The organism is Bradyrhizobium zhengyangense, assembly GCF_022012435.1.
Lineage (GTDB): Bacteria > Pseudomonadota > Alphaproteobacteria > Rhizobiales > Xanthobacteraceae > Bradyrhizobium > Bradyrhizobium zhengyangense.
The window spans coordinates 49,384-70,614 of sequence record NZ_JAKLUA010000015.1; the positions used below are offsets into that span (position 1 = coordinate 49,384).

Here is a 21,231-nt window from a genome sequence, read left to right on the forward strand (position 1 = left end):
CTAGATGCCCTTCCCTCACGCTTCCGAAGCCCTCTCGCGCTTCACCGTGCTAGATCTGACCCGCGTCCGCTCCGGCCCGACTTGCGTGCGCCAGCTCGCCGATTGGGGCGCGACCGTGATCAAGATCGACGCGCTCACGGAAGATGCCGGCGGCGAGCAGCCGGGCGGGCCGCGGCGGGGCTCCGACTTCCAGAATTTGCACCGCAACAAGCGCGCCATGACGCTGAACCTGAAGGACGAGCGCGGGCTCGCCGTGTTCAAGCGCCTCGCCGCCAAGGCCGACGTGGTGGTCGAGAATTTCCGGCCCGACGTGAAGAAGAGGCTCGGCATCGACTATGAGAGCCTCGCCAGCAGCAACCCGCGCATCGTCTATGGCAGCATCTCCGGCTTCGGCCAGGACGGCCCCTATCACAAGCGGCCAGGCTTCGATCAGATCGCGCAAGGCATGGGCGGGCTGATGTCGATCACGGGTGCGCCGGGCGAAGGCCCGATGCGGGTCGGCATCCCCGTTGCCGACCTCACCGCCGGCCTGTTCTGCGCCATGGGCATCCTCACCGCGCTGCTCGAGCGAGAAGTATCGGGCGAAGGGCAATGGGTGCAGACCTCGCTGCTCCAGGCCCAGATCTTCATGCTCGACTTCCAGGCCGCCCGCTGGCTAATGGAAAAGGAAGTCGCCAAGCAAGCCGGCAACAATCATCCGACCAGCATTCCGACCGGCGTATTCAAAACCTCCGACGGCTACATCAACATCGCCACGACAGGCGGACGGATCTGGGAGCGCTGCGCGCTGGCGATCGGCGCCCCGGAGCTCGTTTCCAATCCCGACTACGCCACCGCGCCGGCACGCTCGAAGAACCGCGACGCGCTCAACGCTGCGATCGAGCGGCGCACCGTGACGAAATCGACCGAGACCTGGGTCCGCGAGCTCAACGAAGCCGGAGTGCCCTGCGGACCGATCTACGCCATCGACCAGATGTTCGAGGACGCGCAGGTCAAGCATCTCGGCATCGCGCAGGACGTGCCCAACGACGATGGTCGTCACATCCGCCTGGTCGGCCAGCCCGTCACGCTGTCGCGCACGCCGAGCAGGATGGTGGCGCGCCCGCCGGAGTTCGGCGAGCAGACCGACGAGGTGCTCAAGGAATTCGGCTTCGGCGCCGACGAGATCGCCGCGCTCAGGGCCGCCAAGGTGGTCTAGAGATCAAGGTCGTCCGCCGAGCCCGAAAGCAAAGCGGCCCGGCGCAGACGCCGGGCCTCCAAATGGTCTGTCGAAGACCCTCAGTACTTGGCGTCAGTACTTGGCGACAACCGGCCCCGAGAACCGGTAGTTCACGCCTACGCGGACGATGTTGTCGGTGAAGCGCGTGCCGAAACTGCCCGTCGTCGTGGTCGTGGTGACGGTATTGAAACCGGGTGTCGGCGTGTTGAGCGCGTTCGCTACGGTCGTCGTCGCCGTCGACGCCCCGTTGAACGAGCCGAGATCCATGTAGAGATACTCGACCTTCACGGACCAATTGCGATCGATCGCGAACTCGCCGCCAGCGCCGACCGTCCAGCCGGCCTTGGTGCCGCCCCAGCTGAGACCCATGGCAGGCGCGCTCGCGCCGAGATGTCCGTAGGCGAGACCGCCGGTCGCGTAGAGAAGCACGCGCGGAGTTGCGACCCAACCGACGCGACCACGCAGAGTGCCGAACCAATCGAGGTTGTAGTTGGCCGGGAAACAGCACCGAGCCCGCGGGGCATCCGATCGCCGAGCAGATATTGTTCGTCGATTTCTCGTCGCTGCCCTGGAAGTCGGCTTCAAGACCCCACGACCAATTGCTCTGCTGCCAGTTGTAACCGAACTGGCCGCCGCCGAGCACGCCGTTGACGTTAGAGCGTCCCCAGATCGTCTGCTCCGCCAGCGGTGTCACGACTGGGCCGCCGACAGGAGTGGGGCCAGCGGTGCGGAACACCTGCACACTTTGCGTACCCGTCAGCGTGCCATCGTCACGCTCGCGGCCCCAGCTGTAGCCGACATTGCCGCCAACATAGAAGCCGCTCCAATTGAAAGCGGGATCGACCATCGGGGGCGCCTTGACGTAGGGCCTCGCCGCCAGGTCGGCCGCCATTGCGCCGGTTGCAAACAGCGACATCGCCGCCGCCATTCCTATCACAAGCGCCTGATGACTGTGCCGCGCCTGCAACAATCGGGAACAATCGAGCCAAAAGGGCCTCCCCACCGGAGCACCAAACCCTTGATTCCAAAGAAGATTGTTTTGCCGCGTCAGCGTGATGTCGCGCTGGTCCGCCTCGTCCAGCCGACGCGGGCGAGCAGCCCGTCGATGACGGGCCAGAACAGCAGCAGAATCGCCAGCGTCGTGATCGAACCGACCAGGCCGTTCGACCAGAACACCTTGAGGTCGCCGCCTGAGCCGATCATCGAGAGACGGAAGGCGTCTTCGGCGCGGTTGCCGAGGACGAGCGCCAGCGTGAACGGCGCCAAGGGAATACCGATCTTCTTGAAGACGTAGCCGACGACACCGAAGCCGAGCATCAGCCAGATGTCGAACATCGCATTCTGGATCGCATAAGCTCCGATGGCGCAGGACACCACGATCATCGGCGCCACCGCCGCAAACGGCACGCGCAGGATCGAGGCGAAGATCGGCACTGTCGTCAGCACCAGCACGAGGCCGACGACATTGCCGAGATACATCGAGGCGATCAGGCCCCAGACGAAGTCCTTGTGCTCGACGAACAGCAAGGGGCCCGGATTGAGTCCCCATACCATCAACCCGCCGAGCAGGATCGCGGCTGTACCGGAGCCGGGAATGCCGAGCGCGAGCATCGGCAACAGCGCCGAGGTGCCGGAGGCGTGTGCTGCCGTCTCCGGCGCGAACACGCCTTCGATACGGCCTTTGCCAAAGCTCGCCGGATCCTTGGCGAAGCGTTTTGCCAGATTGTAGCCCATGAAGGACGCCGCGATCGCGCCGCCCGGCGTGATGCCTAGCCAGCAGCCGATGAAGGACGAGCGCAGCAGCGTCACCCAGTATTTCGGCAGGTCCTTCCACACGCTCAGCACCACGCGCAGCGAGATGCTCGCCGCGTGGCCGCGCAGCGCCAGACGCTCCTCCATCGTCAGCAGGATCTCGCTGATGCCGAACAGGCCGATGACGGCGACCAGGAAGTTGATGCCGCGCAAGAGCTCCGCCGAGCCGAAGGTCATGCGCAGTTGGCCCGAGACCGTGTCCATGCCGACGCCGGCCAGCAGCAGGCCGAGCGACATCGAGATGACGGTCTTGTGCTTGGCCTCGCGCCCGAGGCCCACGAAGGAGCAGAAAGTCAGCAGATACACCGCGAAGAACTCAGGCGGGCCGAACTTCAGCGCAAAGGACGAGATCATCGGCGCGAGGAAGGTAATTAGCAGCACCGCGACCAGCGACCCGATGAAGGACGACGTAAACGCCGCCGTCAGTGCCTCGGCCGCCCTGCCCTGCTGCGCCATCGGATAGCCGTCGAAAGTGGTCGCGACCGACCAGGCCTCGCCCGGGATGTTGAACAGGATCGAGGTGATCGCACCGCCGAACAGGGCACCCCAATAGATGCAGGACAGCATCACGATCGCCGAGGTCGGATCCATCGTGAAGGTGAGCGGCAACAGGATGGCAACGCCGTTGGGACCGCCGAGGCCCGGCAACACGCCGACGAAGATGCCGAGCACGAGCCCGACCACCATCAGCACGAGCGTTTTCCACGTCAGCAGGACGGCAAAGCCATGAAGCAGGAGACCGAAAGCTTCCATCGGGGGGCCGCCTAGTAGCCGAAGGCCGCTTCGAGCGGCCCTTTCGGCATGATGACGTCGAAGGCGACGTCGAAGGTGACGAACATGATCGCCGTGAACAGGAAAGCGGTGAGCAGCGACTTCCACAGCGCGATCTTGCCGATCAGCCGCATGAAGCCCGCGATCAGCAGGAAGCTCGCGACATAGAGGCCGAGGAATTGCGTCACCAGGCAGAACAGCAGCGTCGGCACGAACACCGCCAGCACGCGGCGTGCCTGCGCGCGCGTGACGAAAGTTTCGGAGGCCGCGCGGCGCACGAGGAGCGCGGCAATCAGGCCGTAGAGGCTGCCGCCGCCCAGGATGACTGAGAGATAGAACGGGAAATAACCGGGCTCGGGCCCGGTCGAATCCCAGGACGCGCCGGTTCGCCAATTGTCGTAACCGAGGATGGCGGCCAGCGCGAGCAGCAGCAGGCACACGACAATTTCGACCGTGTCGGACGAGACGACCGAAGGCGAATCGTCTTCAGGTGCGGTCGGATCGTCGACGACGATTTCATGATCGGTTCGGGACATTGGATTTCAACAAACGCTCTGACCAATTCCCCTCTACCGGCTCACGGGGAGAGGGTTCGGGTGAGGGGGAGTCTCCACGGGGACGGTGACAGCGGGACTCGGGGAGAGTCGCCCTCACCCGCATCGCTTCTGAGCTTCTGCGAAGCGACCTCTCGCCGCAAGCGGGCGAGGTGAAGACCCGCTACTTCGCGACGAAACCTGCTTCCGTCATCAGCGCCTTGTTGGTGGCGTCGTCCTCTTCAAGGAACTGCACCATGTCTTTGCCCGTGAGGAAGATCGGCTTCAACGCCTGCTTTTCCATGTATTCCCTGTATTCGGCGGTCTGTGTCACCTTGTGGAACAGCTCGACATAGAAGGCCTGCTGCTCCGGCGTGACCTTGCCGGGCAGGAACATCGCGCGCAGCATCAGGTACTGGATGTCGACGCCCTCCTCCTTGCAGGTCGGGATATCGGCCCAGGACTGCGTGTCCGTCACCTTGGCTGTGTAGGAGATGCGCTCCTTGTCGAACACGCAGAGCGGCCGCACCTGACCGGCGCGCCAGACTTCGAGATTTTCGGATGGATTGTTGACGTTGGACTCGGTGTGATTGCCGACGAGCTGGGTCGCGGCCTCACCGCCGGACTTGTAGGGCAGATAGGAAAACTTCGCGCCGGTCTTCTGCTCGAGGAAGACGGTCAGCACGTGATCCTCGCGCTTGGAGCCGGTGCCGCCCATCTTGAATGGCGAGCTCGCGGCCTTTGCGGCCTCGACGAACTCCTTCACCTTCTTGGGGCCGGCGCTGTTGTCCCACAGCACGAACTGGTCGAGCGCGATCACCGAGACCGGGGTCAGCTCACGCCAGTTGAACGGGATCTTGGCCGAGAGCGGCAGCATGTAGATCAGCGAATAGGCGATCAGCACCTTGTTCGGGTCGCCCTCGCTGGACTTCATGTACATCAGCGCTTCGGCGCCCGATGCACCGCCCTTGAGCGAGACCACCATGGGCTGCTTCATCAGATTGTTCTTCTGGATCGCGGCCTGCATCATCCGTGCCATCTGGTCGGAGGCGCCGCCCGCGCCTGCCGCCACCACGATCTCAACCGGCTTGGTGGGTTCCCAGCCGGCAACGGCTGGCGCGCTCAACAACAAGGCCGCCATCGCAACTCCGACGGCTTTCACTGGAATTCGCACGGGTTTCGTCCCCTGGTTCTTATTGGCTTTGTGGCGCCGGGAAATCTATCGAGGCATTGTGCGGACTAAGGAGCGCGAGTTCAAGCAGGCGGACATTCCGCCGCATATGACTTTCGGCTGACGAAGTGCGCACTACTTGCCCTTCCAGACCGGCGTGCGCTTGTTGAGGAAGGCGTCCATGCCCTCGCGGAAATCTTCGCTCATATAGGCCTTGAGGATCAGGTCCTCGCCCTGTTCGCGCGACAGCGTGGGTCGGATGCGGCGCACCGCTTCCTTGGTCGTCTCCAGCGTCAGCGGCGCATGGCTCGCGACCAGCTTTGCGGTCTCATCCGCGCGGCGCTGCAGCGTCTCGACATCAGGCACGATTTCGGTGAGCAGGCCGAGCGACAATGCCTCCTGCGCCTCGACCAGGCGCGCCCGGAAGATCAGGTCCTTGGTGCGGGCGGGACCGACCAGCGAGACGACACGGCTGATGTTCGACATCGACAGGCAGTTGCCGAGCGTGCGTGCGATCGGAAAGCCCATGCGCGTCGTTTCGGTGCCGATGCGAAGATCGCAGCAGGCGGCGATGCCGGCGCCGCCGCCGGTGCAGGCGCCCGCAATGGCCGCGATCACGGGCACGCGGCACTGTTCGAGCGTGCCGAGCACGCGGTCGATCCGCGCCTCGTAGTCGAGCGCATCCTGCGCCGTCTTGAAGGCGCGGAACTGGGAAATGTCGGTGCCGGACGCAAATGCCTTGTCGCCGGCGCCGGTGAGGATCAGCGCCTTGATCGAACGATCGGCGTTGATTTCCAGGCAGATCTCCGCCATGCGGTCATACATGGCGAAAGTCATGGCGTTGCGCGCCTGGGGGCGGTTGAAGGTGATCCGCGCGATGCCGTCCGTGACGGAGTAGAGCAGGTCTTCGTTGGCGGTCGCAGGTAGGTTCATCGCGCGCTCACTTCTTCTTCCAGTTAGATAGTTCAGGCCACCTGCGTCATCGGCACCGCGTCACGTCCCTTCAGGACGTCCATGGCCGCCAGCACGCCGCCACTCCGGTGCGGAATCTTTGCAAGATCCAGGCCCATCTCGACGCCCGCGAGCGTGCCCATCAGCATCAGGTCGTTGAAATGGCCGATATGGCCGATGCGGAACACCTTGCCCTTGACCTTGTTCAGGCCGGTGCCGAGCGACATGTCGAAGTTTTCGAGCACCACCTTGCGGAAGGCGTCGGCGTCGTGTCCGTCGGGCACGCGCACGCCGGTCAGCGCCGACGAATGCGCTGCGGGATCGACGCACTGCGTCTCCAGGCCCCAGACCTTGGCCGCGGCGCGCGTCGCCGCGCTGTGGCGCTTGTGGCGGGACCAGACATTCTCGAGGCCCTCCTCCTCGATCATCTTGACCGCTTCGCGCAGGCCGTAGAGCAGATTGGTCGCCGGCGTATAGGGGAAGGTGCCGAGCTTGTTGAAGCTGATGACTTCCTGCCAATCCCAATAGGAGCGCATGCCGGTATTGGCCTTGGCGACATCAAGCGCCTTCTCCGAAACGGCGTTGAAGCCGAGGCCGGGCGGCAGCATCAGGCCCTTCTGCGAGCCCGCGACCGAGACGTCGATGCCCCAGGCATCATGCTCATATTCCATCGAACCGAGGCCGGAGATGGTGTCGACCATCAGCAGCGCCGGATGCTTGACGCGATCCAGCAGCTTGCGCACTTCGAGCGGCGGCGTGACGCAGCCGGTCGAGGTTTCGTTGTGGACGACGCAGACCGCCTTGATGGCGTGCTGCTTGTCGGCGGCAAGGCGCTTCTCGATCTCGGCGAGGTCGGCGCCATGGCGCCAGTCGCTCGGGATGAAATCGACGTCGAGCTTGAACTTGTCGGCGATGCCGCGCCACAGCACGGCGAACTGGCCGGTCTCGCACATCAGCACCTTGTCGCCGGGGGCGAACACGTTGACCATGGCCGCTTCCCAGGCGCCGGTTCCGGACGAGGGGAAGATGATCACGGGCTGCTTGGTGCGGAACACCCGCTGCATCGAGGCGAGGACCGCAAAACCGAGCTCGGCGAACTCCGGACCGCGATGGTCCAGCGTCGGCATGTCCATCGCCCGCAGCACGCGGTCGGGCACGTTGGTCGGTCCTGGAATCTGGAGAAAATGCCTTCCAGTATGCACGGTCATAGGCGTCCTTCCCGGTCTAGCCTTGTTTTGGTGGCCGCCGAATAGCACCATTTGACCGGCTTGTCCCCTCTCCTTAAGGCTCCTCCCATGCATAAGCGGCGGGCCTCCGCCGCTCCTATTCCGCCGCCACCACCTGGCCCGTGGACAACCTGGCTTCCGCATCCGCGAACGGGCGCTCCGGGTGCATCAGGAAGGCGGAAAAGCCGCCGAGCAGCAGCAGCCCCATCGACATCAGGAACGGCAGGTACCAATTGCCGGTCGCGTCGATCACGAAGCCCGCGACCAGCGGCGAGACGATCGCGGCAAAGGCCGAGCCGGTGTTCATGAGCCCCGACGCGGTGCCGGAGTATTTCGGGGCAATGTCCATCGGGATCGACCACATCGGGCCGATCACGAGTTCGGCGCAGAAGAAGCCGGCCGACAGGCACAGCGCCACGATGGTGATGTCGTGGACGAACAGGATCGGGAACAGCGAGAGCAGCGCCCCCGCAAAGCCTGTTACGGTGACGCTCAGTCGTGCGAAGCGGACATTGCCGGTGCGGTCGAGGATCTTGTCCGAGATCACGCCGCCGACGCTGTCGCCGATCACGCCCGCAAAGAAGACGCCCGAGGCGAACAGCGCCGAGTTCTTGATGTCGAGTTTGTAGTTGTTCTTGAAGAACAGCGGCAGCCAGTTCAGGTACAGCCACAGGCTCCAGCCGTAGCAGAAATAGGTCGGCGTCACCGGCCACATCCGCCCGAACAGCGGCCCCCACGGCACGCGCGACCGCTCGCCTGATGGCCGCGGCGGCAGCGCGGCAAGCTCGGCCTGCGTGATCGAAGCATGGTCCTTCGGCTCGTTGCGGAAGTACCAGACCCAGATCACGCCCCAGACTAGGCTGACAAGACCGAGCACGACGAAGGCGCCGCGCCAGGTCAGCCAGAGGATCAGCAGCGCCACCACCGGCGGCGTCACCGCATTGCCGAGCCGGGCAAAGGAATGGGTCAGGCCTTGCGCAAAACCGCGGCGGTTCGCCGGCGTCCAGTATTGCATCGCGCGCGTTGCAGTCGGGAACGTCGCGCCCTCACCAAAGCCGAGCGCGAAGCGCGCGACGAACAATGCGACCAGCCCATGCACAAAGCCGGTCGAGATGGTCGCCACCGCCCAGATCATGCCGCACCAGAACAGCGTCTTGCGCGGGCCGAAATGATCGCCGACCCAGCCGCCGATCACCTGGAACAAGAGATAGGGATAGGCGAAGGCGGAGAAGACGAGGCCGAGCTGGGTGTTGGACAGACCCAGCTCCTTCTGGATCTCGCTCGCGGCCGTACCGATGTTCACCCGGTCGACATAGGTGATGAAATACATCGCGCAGAGCATCGCCAGCACGACAGGCGTGGCCTTGAACCTGATCTTCATTTCCACCCTCTCTGATCGCTTCTTATGATTGTCGGCCCGCGTGTCCTTGCGCGGTTTAAGTGCCGACCACTTTCAGATGCGGCGATGCATTGCCCTGCGGCCGCTGCTCCAGCAGCTTCATGGCGACATCGACGCCGCCGGAGCGGTGCGGCACGCCGGCGACCGACAGGCCCATCTCGACGCCGGTGAGCGCACCGAGCAGCGTCAAGGCGTTGCATTCGCCGAGATGGCCGATACGGAAAACCTTTCCGGCAACCTTCGACAGGCCCGAGCCGAGCGACATGTTGTAGTTCTCGAGCACGATCTTGCGGAATTGATCGGCGTCATGGCCCGGCGGCATCAGCACCGCAGTGAGCACAGGCGAGAATTCTGAAGGCTCCTGGCACAGCACTTCGAGCCCCCAATGATTGACCGCAGCGCGCGTTGCAGCAGCCAAGCGCTGATGCCGCGCAAATACGTTGTCGAGACCCTCTTCGAGCAGCATCGCGATCGCCTCGCGCAGCCCGTAAAGCAGATTGGTCGCCGGCGTGTAGGGGAAGAAGCCGTTGGCGTTGGGCTTAAGCATCTCCGCCCAGTCGAAATAGGAGCGCGGCATCTTGTTGGTCTTCGATGCGGCCAGCGCCTTCTCCGAAATCGCGTTGAACCCGAGGCCGGGCGGCAGCATGAAACCCTTCTGCGAGCAGCTGACGCTGACGTCGACCTTCCACTCGTCGTGGCGGTAGTCGACCGAGCCGAGCGAGGAGATGGTGTCGACCATCAGAAGCGCTGGATGGCCGCTGCGATCGATCGCCGCACGGATCTCGGCGATGCGGCTGGTCGCGCCGGTCGATGTCTCGTTGTGCACGACCATCACGGCGTTGATCGCGCGTGCCTTGTCGTCGATGAGCTTGGCTTCGATGACGGCGGGATCAGCGCCGCGACGCCAGTCGCCCGGCACGAAATCGACCTCGATGCCGAAGCGGCCCGCCATCTGCCGCCACAGCGTGGCGAAATGGCCGGTCTCGACCATCAGCACCTTGTCGCCTGGCGACAGCGTGTTGACGATCGCAGCCTCCCAGGCGCCCGTCCCCGAGGAGGGGAAGATGATGACCGGACCCTTGGTCTGGAAAATCCTCTGGCTGCCTTCCAGCACGGTCCGGCCGAGGGCGCCGAACTTGGCGCTGCGGTGGTCGATGACAGGCATGTCCATGGCGCGCAGGACGCGCTCGGGGACCGGGCTCGGGCCCGGAATCTGAAGGAAATGGCGCCCCTGATGTATGAAAACCTCCCTGGCAACGGATTCTGGCCGGCTCGGCGGCTATTTTGCATTCATTTTTTGTCCTTTCAATCAAAATTTGGTATTCGATTGTGGGCGTCGACGCGATAACGCGGGCAAACTACTGTGCTGCAAATGAAATCCACGATTCCCGACACCGGGGTTCCAATCACCCCCTCTGCCGCAAATGGCAGCGACCGCCAGGAGGCCTCGCTCCATGGCGAGATCCTGCTGCGGCTGCGCGACTACGTCGTGGAAGGCAACATTCCCGATGGCGCCCGCGTACCCGAGCGCCAGCTCTGCGAGATGTTCGGCATCTCCCGCACGCCGCTCCGCGAGGCGCTCAAGGTGCTCGCCGCCGAGGGGCTGATCGAGCTGCTGCCGAACCGCGGCGCGCGCGTGCGCCAGCTCAGCCAGCGCGACCTGGAGGAGCTGTTCGACGTCATGGCAGGCCTTGAAAGCCTCGCCGGGCGCCTGGCTTGCGAGGCCATTACGGATGAAGAGATCGCCGCGATCGAGCAGTTGCACTACGAAATGTATGGCCACTACCTGCATCGCGACATGCACGGCTATTTCCAGGCCAACCAGCGCATCCACGAGAGCATCGTCGCAGCCGCGCGCAACGAGACACTGAAGACCGCCTATGCCAACTTCGCCGGGCGCATTCGCCGCGTCCGTTACTCCGCCAATTTCGCCCGCAAGCGGCAGCGCTGGGCGGAGGCAATGCGCGAGCATGAGGCGATCCTGGATGCGCTCCGGCGCCGCGCCGCCAGCGAGCTCAGCGACATCCTGTTCCAGCACCTGCGCAACAAGCGAATGGCGGCGATCGAACACCTCGGCGAGCCGCAAGGGGACGTGTCGGCAGCGCCCTAACGGGCCGTCGGCTTGCTCATTTTGAATTCATAATATAATCGGTCAGGAACAAGAATGAATATTCCAGCGAGGCCCAGGGGCCGCATGGGACAAATCCGGGACCAGGGATGACAAACGCCTCCTCGCTCGAACGGCGCCTGCGCGCGGACATGACCGGCGACGTCTTGTTCGACGGCTTCAGCCGCGGCCGCTACGCCACCGACGCCTCGTTCTACCAGATCATGCCGTCAGGCGTGGTCGTGCCCAGAACCATGGACGCGGCCCTGCGGGCCCTGGCGATCGCGCGTGATGAGGGGATCAAGGTCACCCCACGCGGCGGCGGCACCTCGCAATGCGGCCAGACCGTCAATGACGGCCTCGTGGTCGATCTCTCCAAGCACCTTAACAAGATCCTGTCGCTCGACGTCGAAGGACGCACCTGCATGGTCGAGCCCGGCATCGTGCTCGATGACCTCAACCGCCAGCTCAAAAAGCACGGCCTGTGGTTCCCGGTCGACGTCTCCACCGCCTCGCGCGCCACCATCGGCGGCATGGCCGGCAACAATTCCTGCGGCGGCCGCTCGCTTCGCTACGGCACCATGCGCGACAACACGCTGTCGCTGGAGGCTTCGCTCGCCGACGGCACGCTGAGTCGTTTTGGCGAGGTCTCGCGCGATCTCTCCGACAGCGACGCCGGCGAGACCATGCGCGCCCTGTTCCGCGAAATGCTCGATCTGGGCGCCCGCGAGGCCGACGAGATCGCCGCGCGCTTTCCAAAAGTGCAGCGCCGCGTTGGCGGCTACAATCTCGATGCGCTGACCCCGCGCAACGCGCGCAACAACATGGCGCATCTCTTGGTCGGCTCGGAAGGCACGCTCGCCTTCACCACCAAGGTCGAGCTGAAATTGTGGCCCGTGATCCGGAACAAGGCGCTCGGTGTCTGCCATTTCGGCAGCTTTTACGAGGCGATGGATGCGGCCCAGCATCTGGTCAAGCTGAAGCCGATCGCGGTCGAATTGGTCGACCGCACCATGATCGCGCTCGGCCGCGACATCGCGATGTTCAAGCCGATCATCAATGCCGCGATCAAGGGCGATCCGGATGCGGTGCTGGTGGTCGAGTTCGCGGAAGAGGACCAGGCCGACAATCTTCTGCGGCTCAAACAGCTCACCGAGCTGATGGGCGATCTCGGCTTCGGCTGGAATAACGAACCGCGCAAATGGGGCGGCGTGGTCGAGATATCAGAGCCGGCGCTGCAGAGCGGCATCGCCGATTTCCGCGCCGCCGGCCTCAACGTCATGATGTCGATGAAGCAGGAGGGCAAGCCGGTCTCCTTCGTCGAGGACTGTGCCGTGCCGCTGCCCCATCTCGCCGACTACACGGCGCGGCTGAATGAGGTCTTCGCCAAACACGGCACCAGCGGCACGATGTACGCCCACGCCTCCGAGGGCTGCCTGCATGTGCGCCCGGTGCTGAATCTCAAGCTCGAAAAGGACGTCAAGGCGATGCGCGCCATCGCCGAGGAGGCCTTCGCGCTAGTGCGCGAGTACAAGGGCTCGCATTCCGGCGAGCATGGCGATGGCCTGGTGCGCTCGGAGTTCCACGAAACGATGTTTGGCGAGCGCCTCGTCGCCGACTTCCGCGAGGTTAAGCACCGCTTCGACCCTGACGGCGTGCTCAATTCCGGCAAGATCGTCGATGCGCCCAAAATGGACGACCGCTCGCTGTTCCGCTTCAAGCCCCACTATCGCGTCGGCGAGCTGAAGACGAAGCTCGACTGGTCCGCTTATCCCGGCGCCGGCGGCGGTTTCCAGGGCGCGGTCGAGATGTGCAACAACAACGGCGCCTGCCGCAAGCTCGAGGGCGGCGTGATGTGCCCGTCCTACCGCGCCACGCGCAACGAGAAGGATGTCACGCGAGGGCGTGCGAACACCTTGCGGCTGGCGATCTCAGGCCAGCTCGGCCCTGATGCACTGTCCTCCGACGAAATGATGGAGACGCTGAAGCTTTGCGTCTCCTGCAAGGCCTGCCGCCATGAATGCCCTGTTGGCGTCGACATGGCCAAGATGAAGATCGAGGTGTTGGCGGCACGTACCGCCTCCCACGGCCTGAGCTTGCGCGATCGGCTGGTCGGCTACCTCCCGCGCTATGCCGGATTCGCCGCGCGCTTCGCGCCGCTTGCGAACTTGCGCAACCAAAGCCCGCTGCTGCGAAAGCTGTTCGAGCGCTTCGCCGGGATCAGCGCCCGTCGCGCCCTGCCCGCCTTCCGAAGCGACGTGTTCGCGCCGCCCGCCGACAGCGTCGGATCAGCGGCAGGCCGCGAAGTCGTTCTCTTCGCCGACACTTTCAACCGCATCTACGAGCGAGAGAACCTCGACGCCGCGCTGCGTGTGCTGGCGGCCGGCGGCTATCGCGTGCATCTACCGAAACCCGCCAGCGGCAGGCGCCCGCTCTGCTGCGGTCGCACCTTCCTGTCCGCCGGACTTGTCGATGAAGCCAGGTCCGAGCTCGACCGTCTCGTCGCCGCCTTCGCGCCCTTTGCCGCGCGCGGCGTGCCGATCGTCGGCCTTGAGCCGAGCTGTCTGCTGACGCTGCGCGACGAGCTGGCTTCGCTGCGCAAGGACAACGACGCCAAGGCCGTCAGCGCCCACGCGCTCACCTTCGAGGAATTCCTGGTGCGCGAGTCCGAGGCCGGCCGGCTGCAATTGCCGCTCGGCAGCGTCGCTGAGAAGGCCGTCGTGCACGGCCATTGCCATCAAAAATCCTTCGGCGCCTTCAAGCCGGTCGAGCAGGTGCTGCGCCTCGTGCCTGGCCTCGAAGTCAAGACCATCGAGTCGAGCTGCTGCGGCATGGCCGGTGCTTTTGGTTATGGCGCCGACACCTATGACGCCTCGATCGAGATGGCCGAGCTATCGCTGCTGCCGGCGGTGCGGAAGGCTGATCAGACCACGCTCATCGTCGCCGACGGCACCTCCTGCCGCCACCAGATCTACGACGGCGCTAACCGCGAGGCGCTTCACGTCGCCCGCGTGCTGGCGATGAGCCTCGATCGCGCCGACACCAATTCCATTTCTCCAGCTGCAAAGGAAACTAGCCATGGCTGACCTCACGCTCGACACCGCCCGAAAAATTCTCGACGCCGCGCTCGCCAAGGCGAGCGAGCTAAAGCTCAAGCCGCTCGTCGTCACCGTCCTCGATGCCCGCGGCGTGCTCAAGATCGCAGCCGCACAGGACGGCACCAGCCTGATGCGCGCCGAGATCGCCCACGGCAAAGCCTATGGCGCGCTCGCCATGGGCCTCGGCTCGCGCGCCCTATTCCAACGCGCGCAGGAGCAGCCGTATTTCATCGATGCGGTGAACACGATTGCGAAGGGCGCCCTGGTGCCCGTCCCCGGCGGCGTGCTGATCATGGACGGCACCAGCTTGCTCGGCGCCGTCGGCGTGTCCGGCGACACCTCGGACAATGACGAGGCCTGTGCGGTTGCGGGCATCCAGGCGGCGGGGCTGAAGGCCAACGCGGGGTAGCGTTGTCACTCTACTGGGGCCACGGACACTACCCGGTGCAATTGTCGGGGGTTCGAGTCCCTGGACCGCTACATGGCTAAACCCACTACTGTGGAGGCGCTGTTCTCTTACCGGAGGGCAGCATAACTCCCGACCTCATGCCTTGATAGCCCGCCAGAAGCCGCCGTTCTTACGCGGTCCACGCATGCCCGTGCGTCGATGTAAAATTTACGAGAAGGTTTTCCCTTTGTCGGCATGACCGCTTCGACATAGGCACCGAGGACCACCCGCTGGGGGTTCGTTCTGAGACCAGAGGCCGGCTCCTCGGTCGAGTGGCGCCTTTCCAAATGCCAGTCTTCCAACCGCTGGCCGCAAGTTCTCGATTTCAGTTCCAACCATTGGCTCGAGCGAACTCAGAATGGCGGAATCAAAACCTGCTTGATTATTCAACGATTTCAAAGCGCATTTGGAAGAAATGGTCGATTCCCGATCCAGTCATTTCAATAGGTTGGTTGGTGTTTCCAAATGAAAAAGAGCGTCACGGGCAGCTTGAAACGCCCGATTGAGCAACGCCCTGTTGTCGAGATTCACTTGGCCATGGCGCTCGCGTTATCGCGCATGGAAGCGCCTTGACGTAAGCAACTCCCGATAGACAGCCGCGGGCTTAATTCACCGGCGTCGTAGAGGAGCGTAGGCGAGCGCATAAAACCGTGTCGGGTGGTAGCGCAGCCTCAAAATTATTGCCGCACTGCGGGGGACTTACCATTTGACGGAGGATCACTGAAAATGAGACTAACAGGGAAGCGCGAACTCGGGCGGGGACTTGCTTTTCCGCCAGCCTTTCGTGTGCAGTCTCTCGTCTTCGATATCAAACAATGACTTGGGAGAGAAACCATGAAACCTGCTATCCGACTCGCGGCCATGTCAGCTATCGGCAGCGCGATCCTCGCCGGATCGGCCCTGGCCGATACCAGCGGCAAAAAGATCGCGTTCTCCAACAACTACGCTGGCAATTCCTGGCGCCAAGCGATGCTCAAGAGCTATGACATCGTCACGAAGAAAGCAGTCGCGGACAAGGCCGTCGCCGCGGCGGACGTGTTCACCACCGCCGACAAGGAAGTGCCGACCCAGGCCGCGCAGATCCAGAACCTGATCCTGCAGGGCTATGACGCGATCGTCATCAACGCGTCTTCGCCGGACGCCCTCAACGGCGCCATCAAGCAGGCCTGCGACGCCGGCATCGTCGTCGTGTCTTTCGACGGTATCGTCAGCGAACCCTGCGCCTACCGTGTCGTTGTGGATTTCAAGGACATGGGCAAGCAGGAAGTGGCGCAGATGGCGAAGTTCCAGCCCAAGGGCGGAAACCTCCTGGAAATCCGCGGCCTCGCTGGCACCTCCATTGACGAAGCCATCCACAACGGCATCCTGGAGGGGGTCAAGGATCATCCAGAGTTCAAGATCGTCGGATCGGTGACTGGCGATTGGGACCAGACCACGGCGCAAAAGGCGGTTGCTACCGTGCTGCCTTCGCTGCCTGAGGTCGTCGGCGTGGTCGACCAGGGCGGCGACGGCTACGGAGCGGCCCAAGCTTTCGCGGCGGCTGGCAAGCCGCGGCCAACCATCATCATGGGCAACCGGCAGGACGAGCTGGAATGGTGGAAGGAGCAGAAGGCCAAGGACGGTTACACGACATGGTCCGGCTCGATCGCACCGGGCGTATCGACATTGGCATTTTGGGTCGCTCAGCAGGTGCTGGATGGCAAGAAGGTTCCACACGATCTTCTGGTGCCTTATCTCGCCTTCACTCAGGCCGACTTCGAAGCCGAACTGCCGAAGATCCCGAAGGGCAGTGTCGCGAGTCACGAATACTCCCAACAGGACGCCATCGACGCAATTAAAGCCAATATGAAGTGATGAGGCCATGGCTGACGGCTGCTCGCAGGCAGTGAATGACCCTCGAAGAATCTGATATCGTCAGACTGGGCGGCGTCGAAAAGCATTTCGGCGCCGTCCGTGCGCTGGATGGCGTCGATCTGACAGTCCGGAGTGGTGAGTGCCTCAGCCTGGTCGGACACAATGGCGCCGGGAAATCCACGCTGATGCATATACTGGCAGGGACTGTCGCGGCGGATCGTGGACGCGTGGTCATTGGCGGCGACGAGCAGAGCGTCTACTCGCCGGCGCGGGCCAAGCAACTCGGCATCCGGTGCGTCTTCCAGGAGCTGTCGCTCTGCCCCAACCTGACGGTGGCCGAGAACGCGCGGGTGTTTCATCCGGCACTGACCGGCCTCAACTGGCGTCGCAAGGCTGGCGCGCTGATCACAAGCAAGCTCGACGAGATCTTCCCGGGTCACGGCGTCGGCCCCTCCGACCTGATCCAGGATCTTCCGATTGCACGCCGACAGATGGTCGAGGTGGCGCGGGCCTTCACTGCGACCGATGAGCCGGTGCGTCTCGTGATTCTGGACGAGCCGACCTCCTCGCTCGATAGTCACACTGCCGGGCAACTGCTCGCCTTCATGCGGCGGGCCGTCGCCGACGGCATCAGCTGCATTTTCATCTCGCACCTGCTCGGCGAGGTCCTGCAAAACAGTGACCGGATCGTGGTAATGCGTGACGGGCGGACCATCGCGGCTGATCGCGCCGAGGCCTTCGACCGCAACCGGCTGGTAGCCACTATGGGCGGCTCAGAACCGCGCCCGACCGAGGCGAACGCCAGCGACCGTTTGGCGCGAGGGAAAACTCGCCTGCATGTTCGCGCGCGCCCGCGGCAGCAGGGCGGGTCCACAGACTTGGTAGCCCACGAGGGAGAGATCATCGGCCTTGCCGGGCTTGCCGGCCACGGGCAGACCGAGTTGCTGCTAACAATTTTCGCGGCTGCGACGCGCCAGTGCCCAGGCGTCGCGGTCAACGCAACGGTTGCTTTGGTGGCCGGCGACCGCCAAGCCGACGGCATTTTCCCTTTATGGTCGATCGCGGAAAATATCGGCATATGCTCATTGCGCAAGCTGCGCCAGGGAGCTTTGATTTCGCGCCGGCTGGAGGACAAGCTGGCCAATTTCTGGCGCGACAGGATCAAGATCCGCACTCCCGATATCCACAATAACATTCTATCACTGTCAGGTGGCAACCAGCAGAAGGCGCTGTTTGCACGCGCGCTTGGGTCGGAGGCGCGCATTGTGTTGATGGACGACCCGATGCGCGGCGTCGATATCGGCACCAAGCTCGAAGTTTATGATCTCATTCGCGAGGAGGCGCGCGGCGGGCGGACCTTCATCTGGTACACGACGGAGACCGACGAATTGAAGAAGTGCGACCATGTCTACGTGTTCCGCAATGGCGCTATCGTCGCCGACCTCGCCCGCGATGAGCTGACCGAGGAAAAGGTGATCCAGTCCTCCTTCGTCGGGGCCGACCCGAGATGACGGCCAAGTCGATTGTCGCGGCCCGCCCAGCATTCATGCCTTTCGGCAAGACCGATTCACCGCGGCTGCTGCGCGCGTTGCTGCCAGCCCTGTCGCTGGTGCTGGTGCTGCTGGCCATCGCCTGGCTGAACCAGCGCGCGATCAGCTATTTCGGCTTCACCCTAATGCTAAATCTGGCGATCCCGATCGCGCTGGCGACGGTCGCGCAGATGTTCATCATTACCGGCAACGACCTCGACCTGTCGATCGGCGCTTTCGTGGGTTTCGTCGGCTGCGTCACGGCGACCTGGCTGCGCGACACCCCGATCTTGGGGACCCTCACGCTGTTGGGCTGCGTCGGCGTATATGCGGCGCTCGGTGCGCTGATTTATTGGCGCAACCTGCCGTCGATCGTGGTGACTCTCGGCATGAACTTCGTCTGGCAAGGTCTCGCCGTACTTCTGCTGCCCAAGCCCGGCGGTCGGGCGCCGGACTGGCTGTTGGCGTCGATGAGCGCCAAGCCGCCCTTGGTTCCGTTTCCGGTGCTGGCCGCGCTGATCATCGCTGCGGTCACGTATTTCGGCCTGATGCGTACATCCTATGGAGCTATCCTGCGCGGATCTGGTGGCAACGCCGCCGCGATCGGTCGCGCCGGCTGGTCGCTGCTGAAGGCTAAGATCGTACTTTACGCGTGCGCCGGCCTGTTCGGCGTGCTGTCGGGGCTCTCATTGATCGGCATCACGACGTCCGGCGACGCCAACATCGGCAACGGCTACACCCTGCTGTCGATCGCGGGCGTCATCCTGGGCGGCGGCGAATTCGTCGGCGGACGGGTATCCCCAATCGGCGCCGTGATCGGCGCGCTGACGCTGGCGCTGGCGGCTTCCCCGCTTCTCACCTTCATGCATCTTCCGCCGGACTGGCAGGTCGCCGCCAACGGCGCCATTCTGATCGTGGTGCTCGCCGCGCGCGCTTTGATCAGCCGCAGGGAGGTCGAGCAATGATGGCGGTGCGCCGTTGGCTGTCCACGAATCCCTGGATGTGGTCCTATCTCGGCGCGGCCGTCGTGTGGATCGCGGCGATTACCTTCACTCGCGGCTATGGCGCTGGTGGCATGCTTATCGCGGCGCTGTCGCTTGCGGTGTTCACGGTGGTGGTCGGCATCGGGCAGATGTTCGTCATCACGCTCGGTCCCGGCAACGTTGATCTGTCGTTGCCGGCCAATATCGGGCTTTCCAGCGCGGTGGCGATGACCGTGATGGCCGGCGATGACCGTCTGATCGCCCTCGGCCTTGCCGCCGCACTCGGCTGCGGGCTCGCCATCGGGGTCGTCAACTACCTCCTGATCCGCGCGCTAAGCATCCCACCAATCATCGCGACGCTTTCGGCGAGCTTCATCATCCAATCGATCGACATCAGCTACGGGCGCGGTCTGCAGATCAAGCCACCGCCGGGCTTTGCCGATTTCACGAACATCCAAATCCTCGGCATTCCCTTGCTCGCCATTCTCACGGTGGTGTTCACTGTGGCCGCCGGCATTGCTTTGCAGCGCTCCGTTTATGGCCGATCGGTGCTGGCGATCGGCCAGAACATTCGGGCAGCAAGGCTCGCGGGAATCCAGGTCGGATGGGTGCGCTTTGCCACCTACGCGCTGTCGGGCACGCTTGGCGGTCTCGACGGGGCATTGCTGGCCGGTTATTTCCGGGGCGCGAACGTCGACATCGGCAATGAATATCTGCTCGCCTCTGTCGCCGTAGTCGTGATCGGAGGCACCTCGGTTGCCGGCGGCAAAGCCAATGTCACGGGGCTATGGGGCGCGGCGCTCTTCCTCGTCCTGCTTCTGACCATGTTGAACACTTTTGGAGTCAGCGCCGGCATCCGGCTCTTGGTAACCGGCCTCGTCATCGTCGCCGTCATTTCGGCCGCAGGGGGAGAGAAAAAGCGGGCCTAGTGTAAGGCACGATTGGAAAGGATCCTGTCCTGGTCTTGCGAAGCTGCGTTGGCCCCTTGATTCACGGCCGACTCTTACGAGCCAAGCAGCAAACGACCTTCACTCAGCAGCGGCTGCACGACGATGCGCTTGACTTGAAGCATTCCTCATTTGTCTCGTCGGTAGAAGGCTCCGCGGCCGACCAATGAGATATCCCTGCATCTCGTCGCAGCCCCCCTGAACCAGGAGAGCCATCTGAGCGTTCGTCTCGATTCCTTCCGCGAGAACCGGAACTCCGAGCCCATGCCCCTGGCGGACCTGCCGATCGAGGTTTTCGCGCCGGAACTGAGCGGCCGAGACGTTTACCGCGACCCGTAGCGGCTGATCCCAGGAAGCCGCCTCCAGGCAAGCCTCCGTAAGGACCCAGTCGTCAATTTGCGCGATCGTGCCGCTCTGTTCGGCGATCGGAATGAAGTCTCCAGGTGGAATGACGCCGCGCACCGGATGCCGCCAGCGAACCAGTAGCCCATCAGAGAGCCGTTGCGGTCCTGCTGCGGCTGATACTCCAGGTATAGCTCCCCCCGCTCAACAGCGCCTCGCAGATCGTGCTCCAGCGCACGGCGGTTGCGCAGCTGTTGGTCCATGGCGCTGGTGAACAGGCGAATGGCACCCCTGCCCTCGTGCTTGGCCCGATAAAGCGCTGCATCCGCGTTTGACAACAGCGCTACAGCATTGTCCGCATCTCTCGGATACAGGGCGACGCCGACACAAAGGTCGATCTTCAGCGCATGACCCTCGACCTCGATCGGTTGCTCGAACTGTTTCCGCATGCGCCTGGCGAGCAATTCGGCGGTCGCTGGTAGTGGCAACTGATCGGCGATCCCGATGAATTCGTCACCGCCGACGCGTGCCACGTACGCCCCTTGCGCGGCCTCCTGCAGCCGCCTTGAGGCTTCGCGAAGGACGGCGTCGCCGACGGCATGGCCGAAACGGTCGTTGATCTCCTTGAAATGATCGAGGTCGATGCAAAGCACAGCGAAGGCGCCGTCGGTGATCTGCGCGCGCTCGACAGCGGTGCCGAGCTGCTCGTCCAGAGCGGCCCTGTTGGGGAGCTCAGTGAGGGCATCATGACTCGCGAGATAGCTCACCCGCTGCTGTGCTCGATTTCGTTCGGTTACGTCGAAAGCCACGCTGACATTGGCGGGTTCACTATTCCTTGGAG

General features: G+C 63.8%; 19 protein-coding genes. 9 read left to right on the forward strand and 10 right to left on the reverse strand.

All coding sequences use genetic code 11. The features are described 5' to 3' along the window. The first annotated feature begins 4 nt into the window (after positions 1–4). Complete coding sequence (locus L6637_RS32190) at positions 5–1,198, forward strand: CaiB/BaiF CoA transferase family protein (RefSeq protein WP_237873073.1); 1,194 nt, start codon at positions 5–7, stop codon at positions 1,196–1,198. 93 nt (positions 1,199–1,291) lie between these two features. Here L6637_RS32190 and L6637_RS32195 read toward each other — a convergent pair whose 3' ends face one another. The 8 genes from L6637_RS32195 to L6637_RS32230 form a co-directional block, all read right to left on the reverse strand. After that, positions 1,292–1,648, reverse strand: a complete 357-nt coding sequence (locus tag L6637_RS32195; RefSeq protein ID WP_237873074.1) for an outer membrane protein — start codon at positions 1,646–1,648, stop codon at positions 1,292–1,294. A 618-nt stretch (positions 1,649–2,266) separates the two neighbouring features. Then, the gene (locus tag L6637_RS32200; protein WP_237873075.1) at positions 2,267–3,784 is read right to left on the reverse strand and encodes a tripartite tricarboxylate transporter permease; all 1,518 of its coding nucleotides are present in this window, start codon (positions 3,782–3,784) and stop codon (positions 2,267–2,269) included. Positions 3,785–3,795: 11 nt separating this feature from the next. After that, complete coding sequence (locus tag L6637_RS32205) at positions 3,796–4,338, reverse strand: tripartite tricarboxylate transporter TctB family protein (protein ID WP_237873076.1); 543 nt, start codon at positions 4,336–4,338, stop codon at positions 3,796–3,798. A 181-nt stretch (positions 4,339–4,519) separates the two neighbouring features. Next, the gene (locus L6637_RS32210) at positions 4,520–5,476 is read right to left on the reverse strand and encodes a Bug family tripartite tricarboxylate transporter substrate binding protein (RefSeq protein ID WP_237873077.1); all 957 of its coding nucleotides are present in this window, start codon (positions 5,474–5,476) and stop codon (positions 4,520–4,522) included. A gap of 165 nt (positions 5,477–5,641) precedes the next feature. After that, the gene (locus L6637_RS32215; protein WP_237873078.1) at positions 5,642–6,439 is read right to left on the reverse strand and encodes an enoyl-CoA hydratase/isomerase family protein; all 798 of its coding nucleotides are present in this window, start codon (positions 6,437–6,439) and stop codon (positions 5,642–5,644) included. 32 nt (positions 6,440–6,471) lie between these two features. After that, the gene (locus L6637_RS32220) at positions 6,472–7,665 is read right to left on the reverse strand and encodes a pyridoxal-phosphate-dependent aminotransferase family protein (protein WP_237873080.1); all 1,194 of its coding nucleotides are present in this window, start codon (positions 7,663–7,665) and stop codon (positions 6,472–6,474) included. A gap of 115 nt (positions 7,666–7,780) precedes the next feature. Beyond that, on the reverse strand, positions 7,781–9,064 hold the full coding sequence (locus L6637_RS32225) for an MFS transporter (protein ID WP_237873082.1): 1,284 nt from the start codon (positions 9,062–9,064) through the stop codon (positions 7,781–7,783). 55 nt (positions 9,065–9,119) lie between these two features. After that, entirely contained in the window at positions 9,120–10,322 is a 1,203-nt protein-coding gene (locus tag L6637_RS32230; protein ID WP_237873160.1) for a pyridoxal-phosphate-dependent aminotransferase family protein, read from the reverse strand. A gap of 132 nt (positions 10,323–10,454) precedes the next feature. Here L6637_RS32230 and L6637_RS32235 point away from each other — a divergent pair, with 132 nt between their 5' ends. The 8 genes from L6637_RS32235 to L6637_RS32270 all read left to right on the forward strand — a co-directional run bounded on the left by L6637_RS32235 (position 10,455) and on the right by L6637_RS32270 (position 20,030). Further along, entirely contained in the window at positions 10,455–11,192 is a 738-nt protein-coding gene (locus L6637_RS32235) for a GntR family transcriptional regulator (protein WP_237873083.1), read from the forward strand. A gap of 107 nt (positions 11,193–11,299) precedes the next feature. Further along, complete coding sequence (locus tag L6637_RS32240) at positions 11,300–14,275, forward strand: FAD-binding and (Fe-S)-binding domain-containing protein (RefSeq protein ID WP_237873084.1); 2,976 nt, start codon at positions 11,300–11,302, stop codon at positions 14,273–14,275. Then, complete coding sequence (locus tag L6637_RS32245; RefSeq protein WP_237873085.1) at positions 14,268–14,696, forward strand: GlcG/HbpS family heme-binding protein; 429 nt, start codon at positions 14,268–14,270, stop codon at positions 14,694–14,696. Before L6637_RS32240 ends, L6637_RS32245 begins: the two co-directional genes overlap by 8 nt. 326 nt (positions 14,697–15,022) lie before the next feature. Beyond that, positions 15,023–15,241, forward strand: coding sequence for a hypothetical protein (locus L6637_RS32250; protein ID WP_237873086.1), 219 nt, complete (start codon positions 15,023–15,025; stop codon positions 15,239–15,241). Between the two features lie 328 nt (positions 15,242–15,569). Beyond that, positions 15,570–16,589: a substrate-binding domain-containing protein gene (locus tag L6637_RS32255; RefSeq protein ID WP_237873087.1), complete on the forward strand. Its 1,020-nt coding sequence runs from the start codon at positions 15,570–15,572 to the stop codon at positions 16,587–16,589. Positions 16,590–16,624: 35 nt separating this feature from the next. Beyond that, positions 16,625–18,100 carry a sugar ABC transporter ATP-binding protein gene (locus tag L6637_RS32260; protein WP_237864852.1) on the forward strand — a complete coding sequence of 492 codons (1,476 nt, stop codon included), beginning with the start codon at positions 16,625–16,627 and terminating at the stop codon, positions 18,098–18,100. Between the two features lie 35 nt (positions 18,101–18,135). Next, a complete protein-coding gene (locus L6637_RS32265) occupies positions 18,136–19,083 on the forward strand; it encodes an ABC transporter permease (protein WP_237873161.1) in 948 nt (315 codons plus the stop codon). After that, a complete protein-coding gene (locus L6637_RS32270; protein ID WP_237873162.1) occupies positions 19,083–20,030 on the forward strand; it encodes an ABC transporter permease in 948 nt (315 codons plus the stop codon). Before L6637_RS32265 ends, L6637_RS32270 begins: the two co-directional genes overlap by 1 nt. A 99-nt stretch (positions 20,031–20,129) precedes the next feature. On the opposite strand, the gene L6637_RS32275 is transcribed toward L6637_RS32270, so the two are convergent. Together L6637_RS32275 and L6637_RS42645 are read right to left on the reverse strand one after the other, a co-directional pair. Next, complete coding sequence (locus L6637_RS32275; RefSeq protein ID WP_237873164.1) at positions 20,130–20,480, reverse strand: EAL domain-containing protein; 351 nt, start codon at positions 20,478–20,480, stop codon at positions 20,130–20,132. Beyond that, entirely contained in the window at positions 20,372–21,199 is an 828-nt protein-coding gene (locus L6637_RS42645; protein ID WP_237873088.1) for a diguanylate cyclase domain-containing protein, read from the reverse strand. Before L6637_RS42645 ends, L6637_RS32275 begins: the two co-directional genes overlap by 109 nt. Positions 21,200–21,231: the final 32 nt, after the last annotated feature.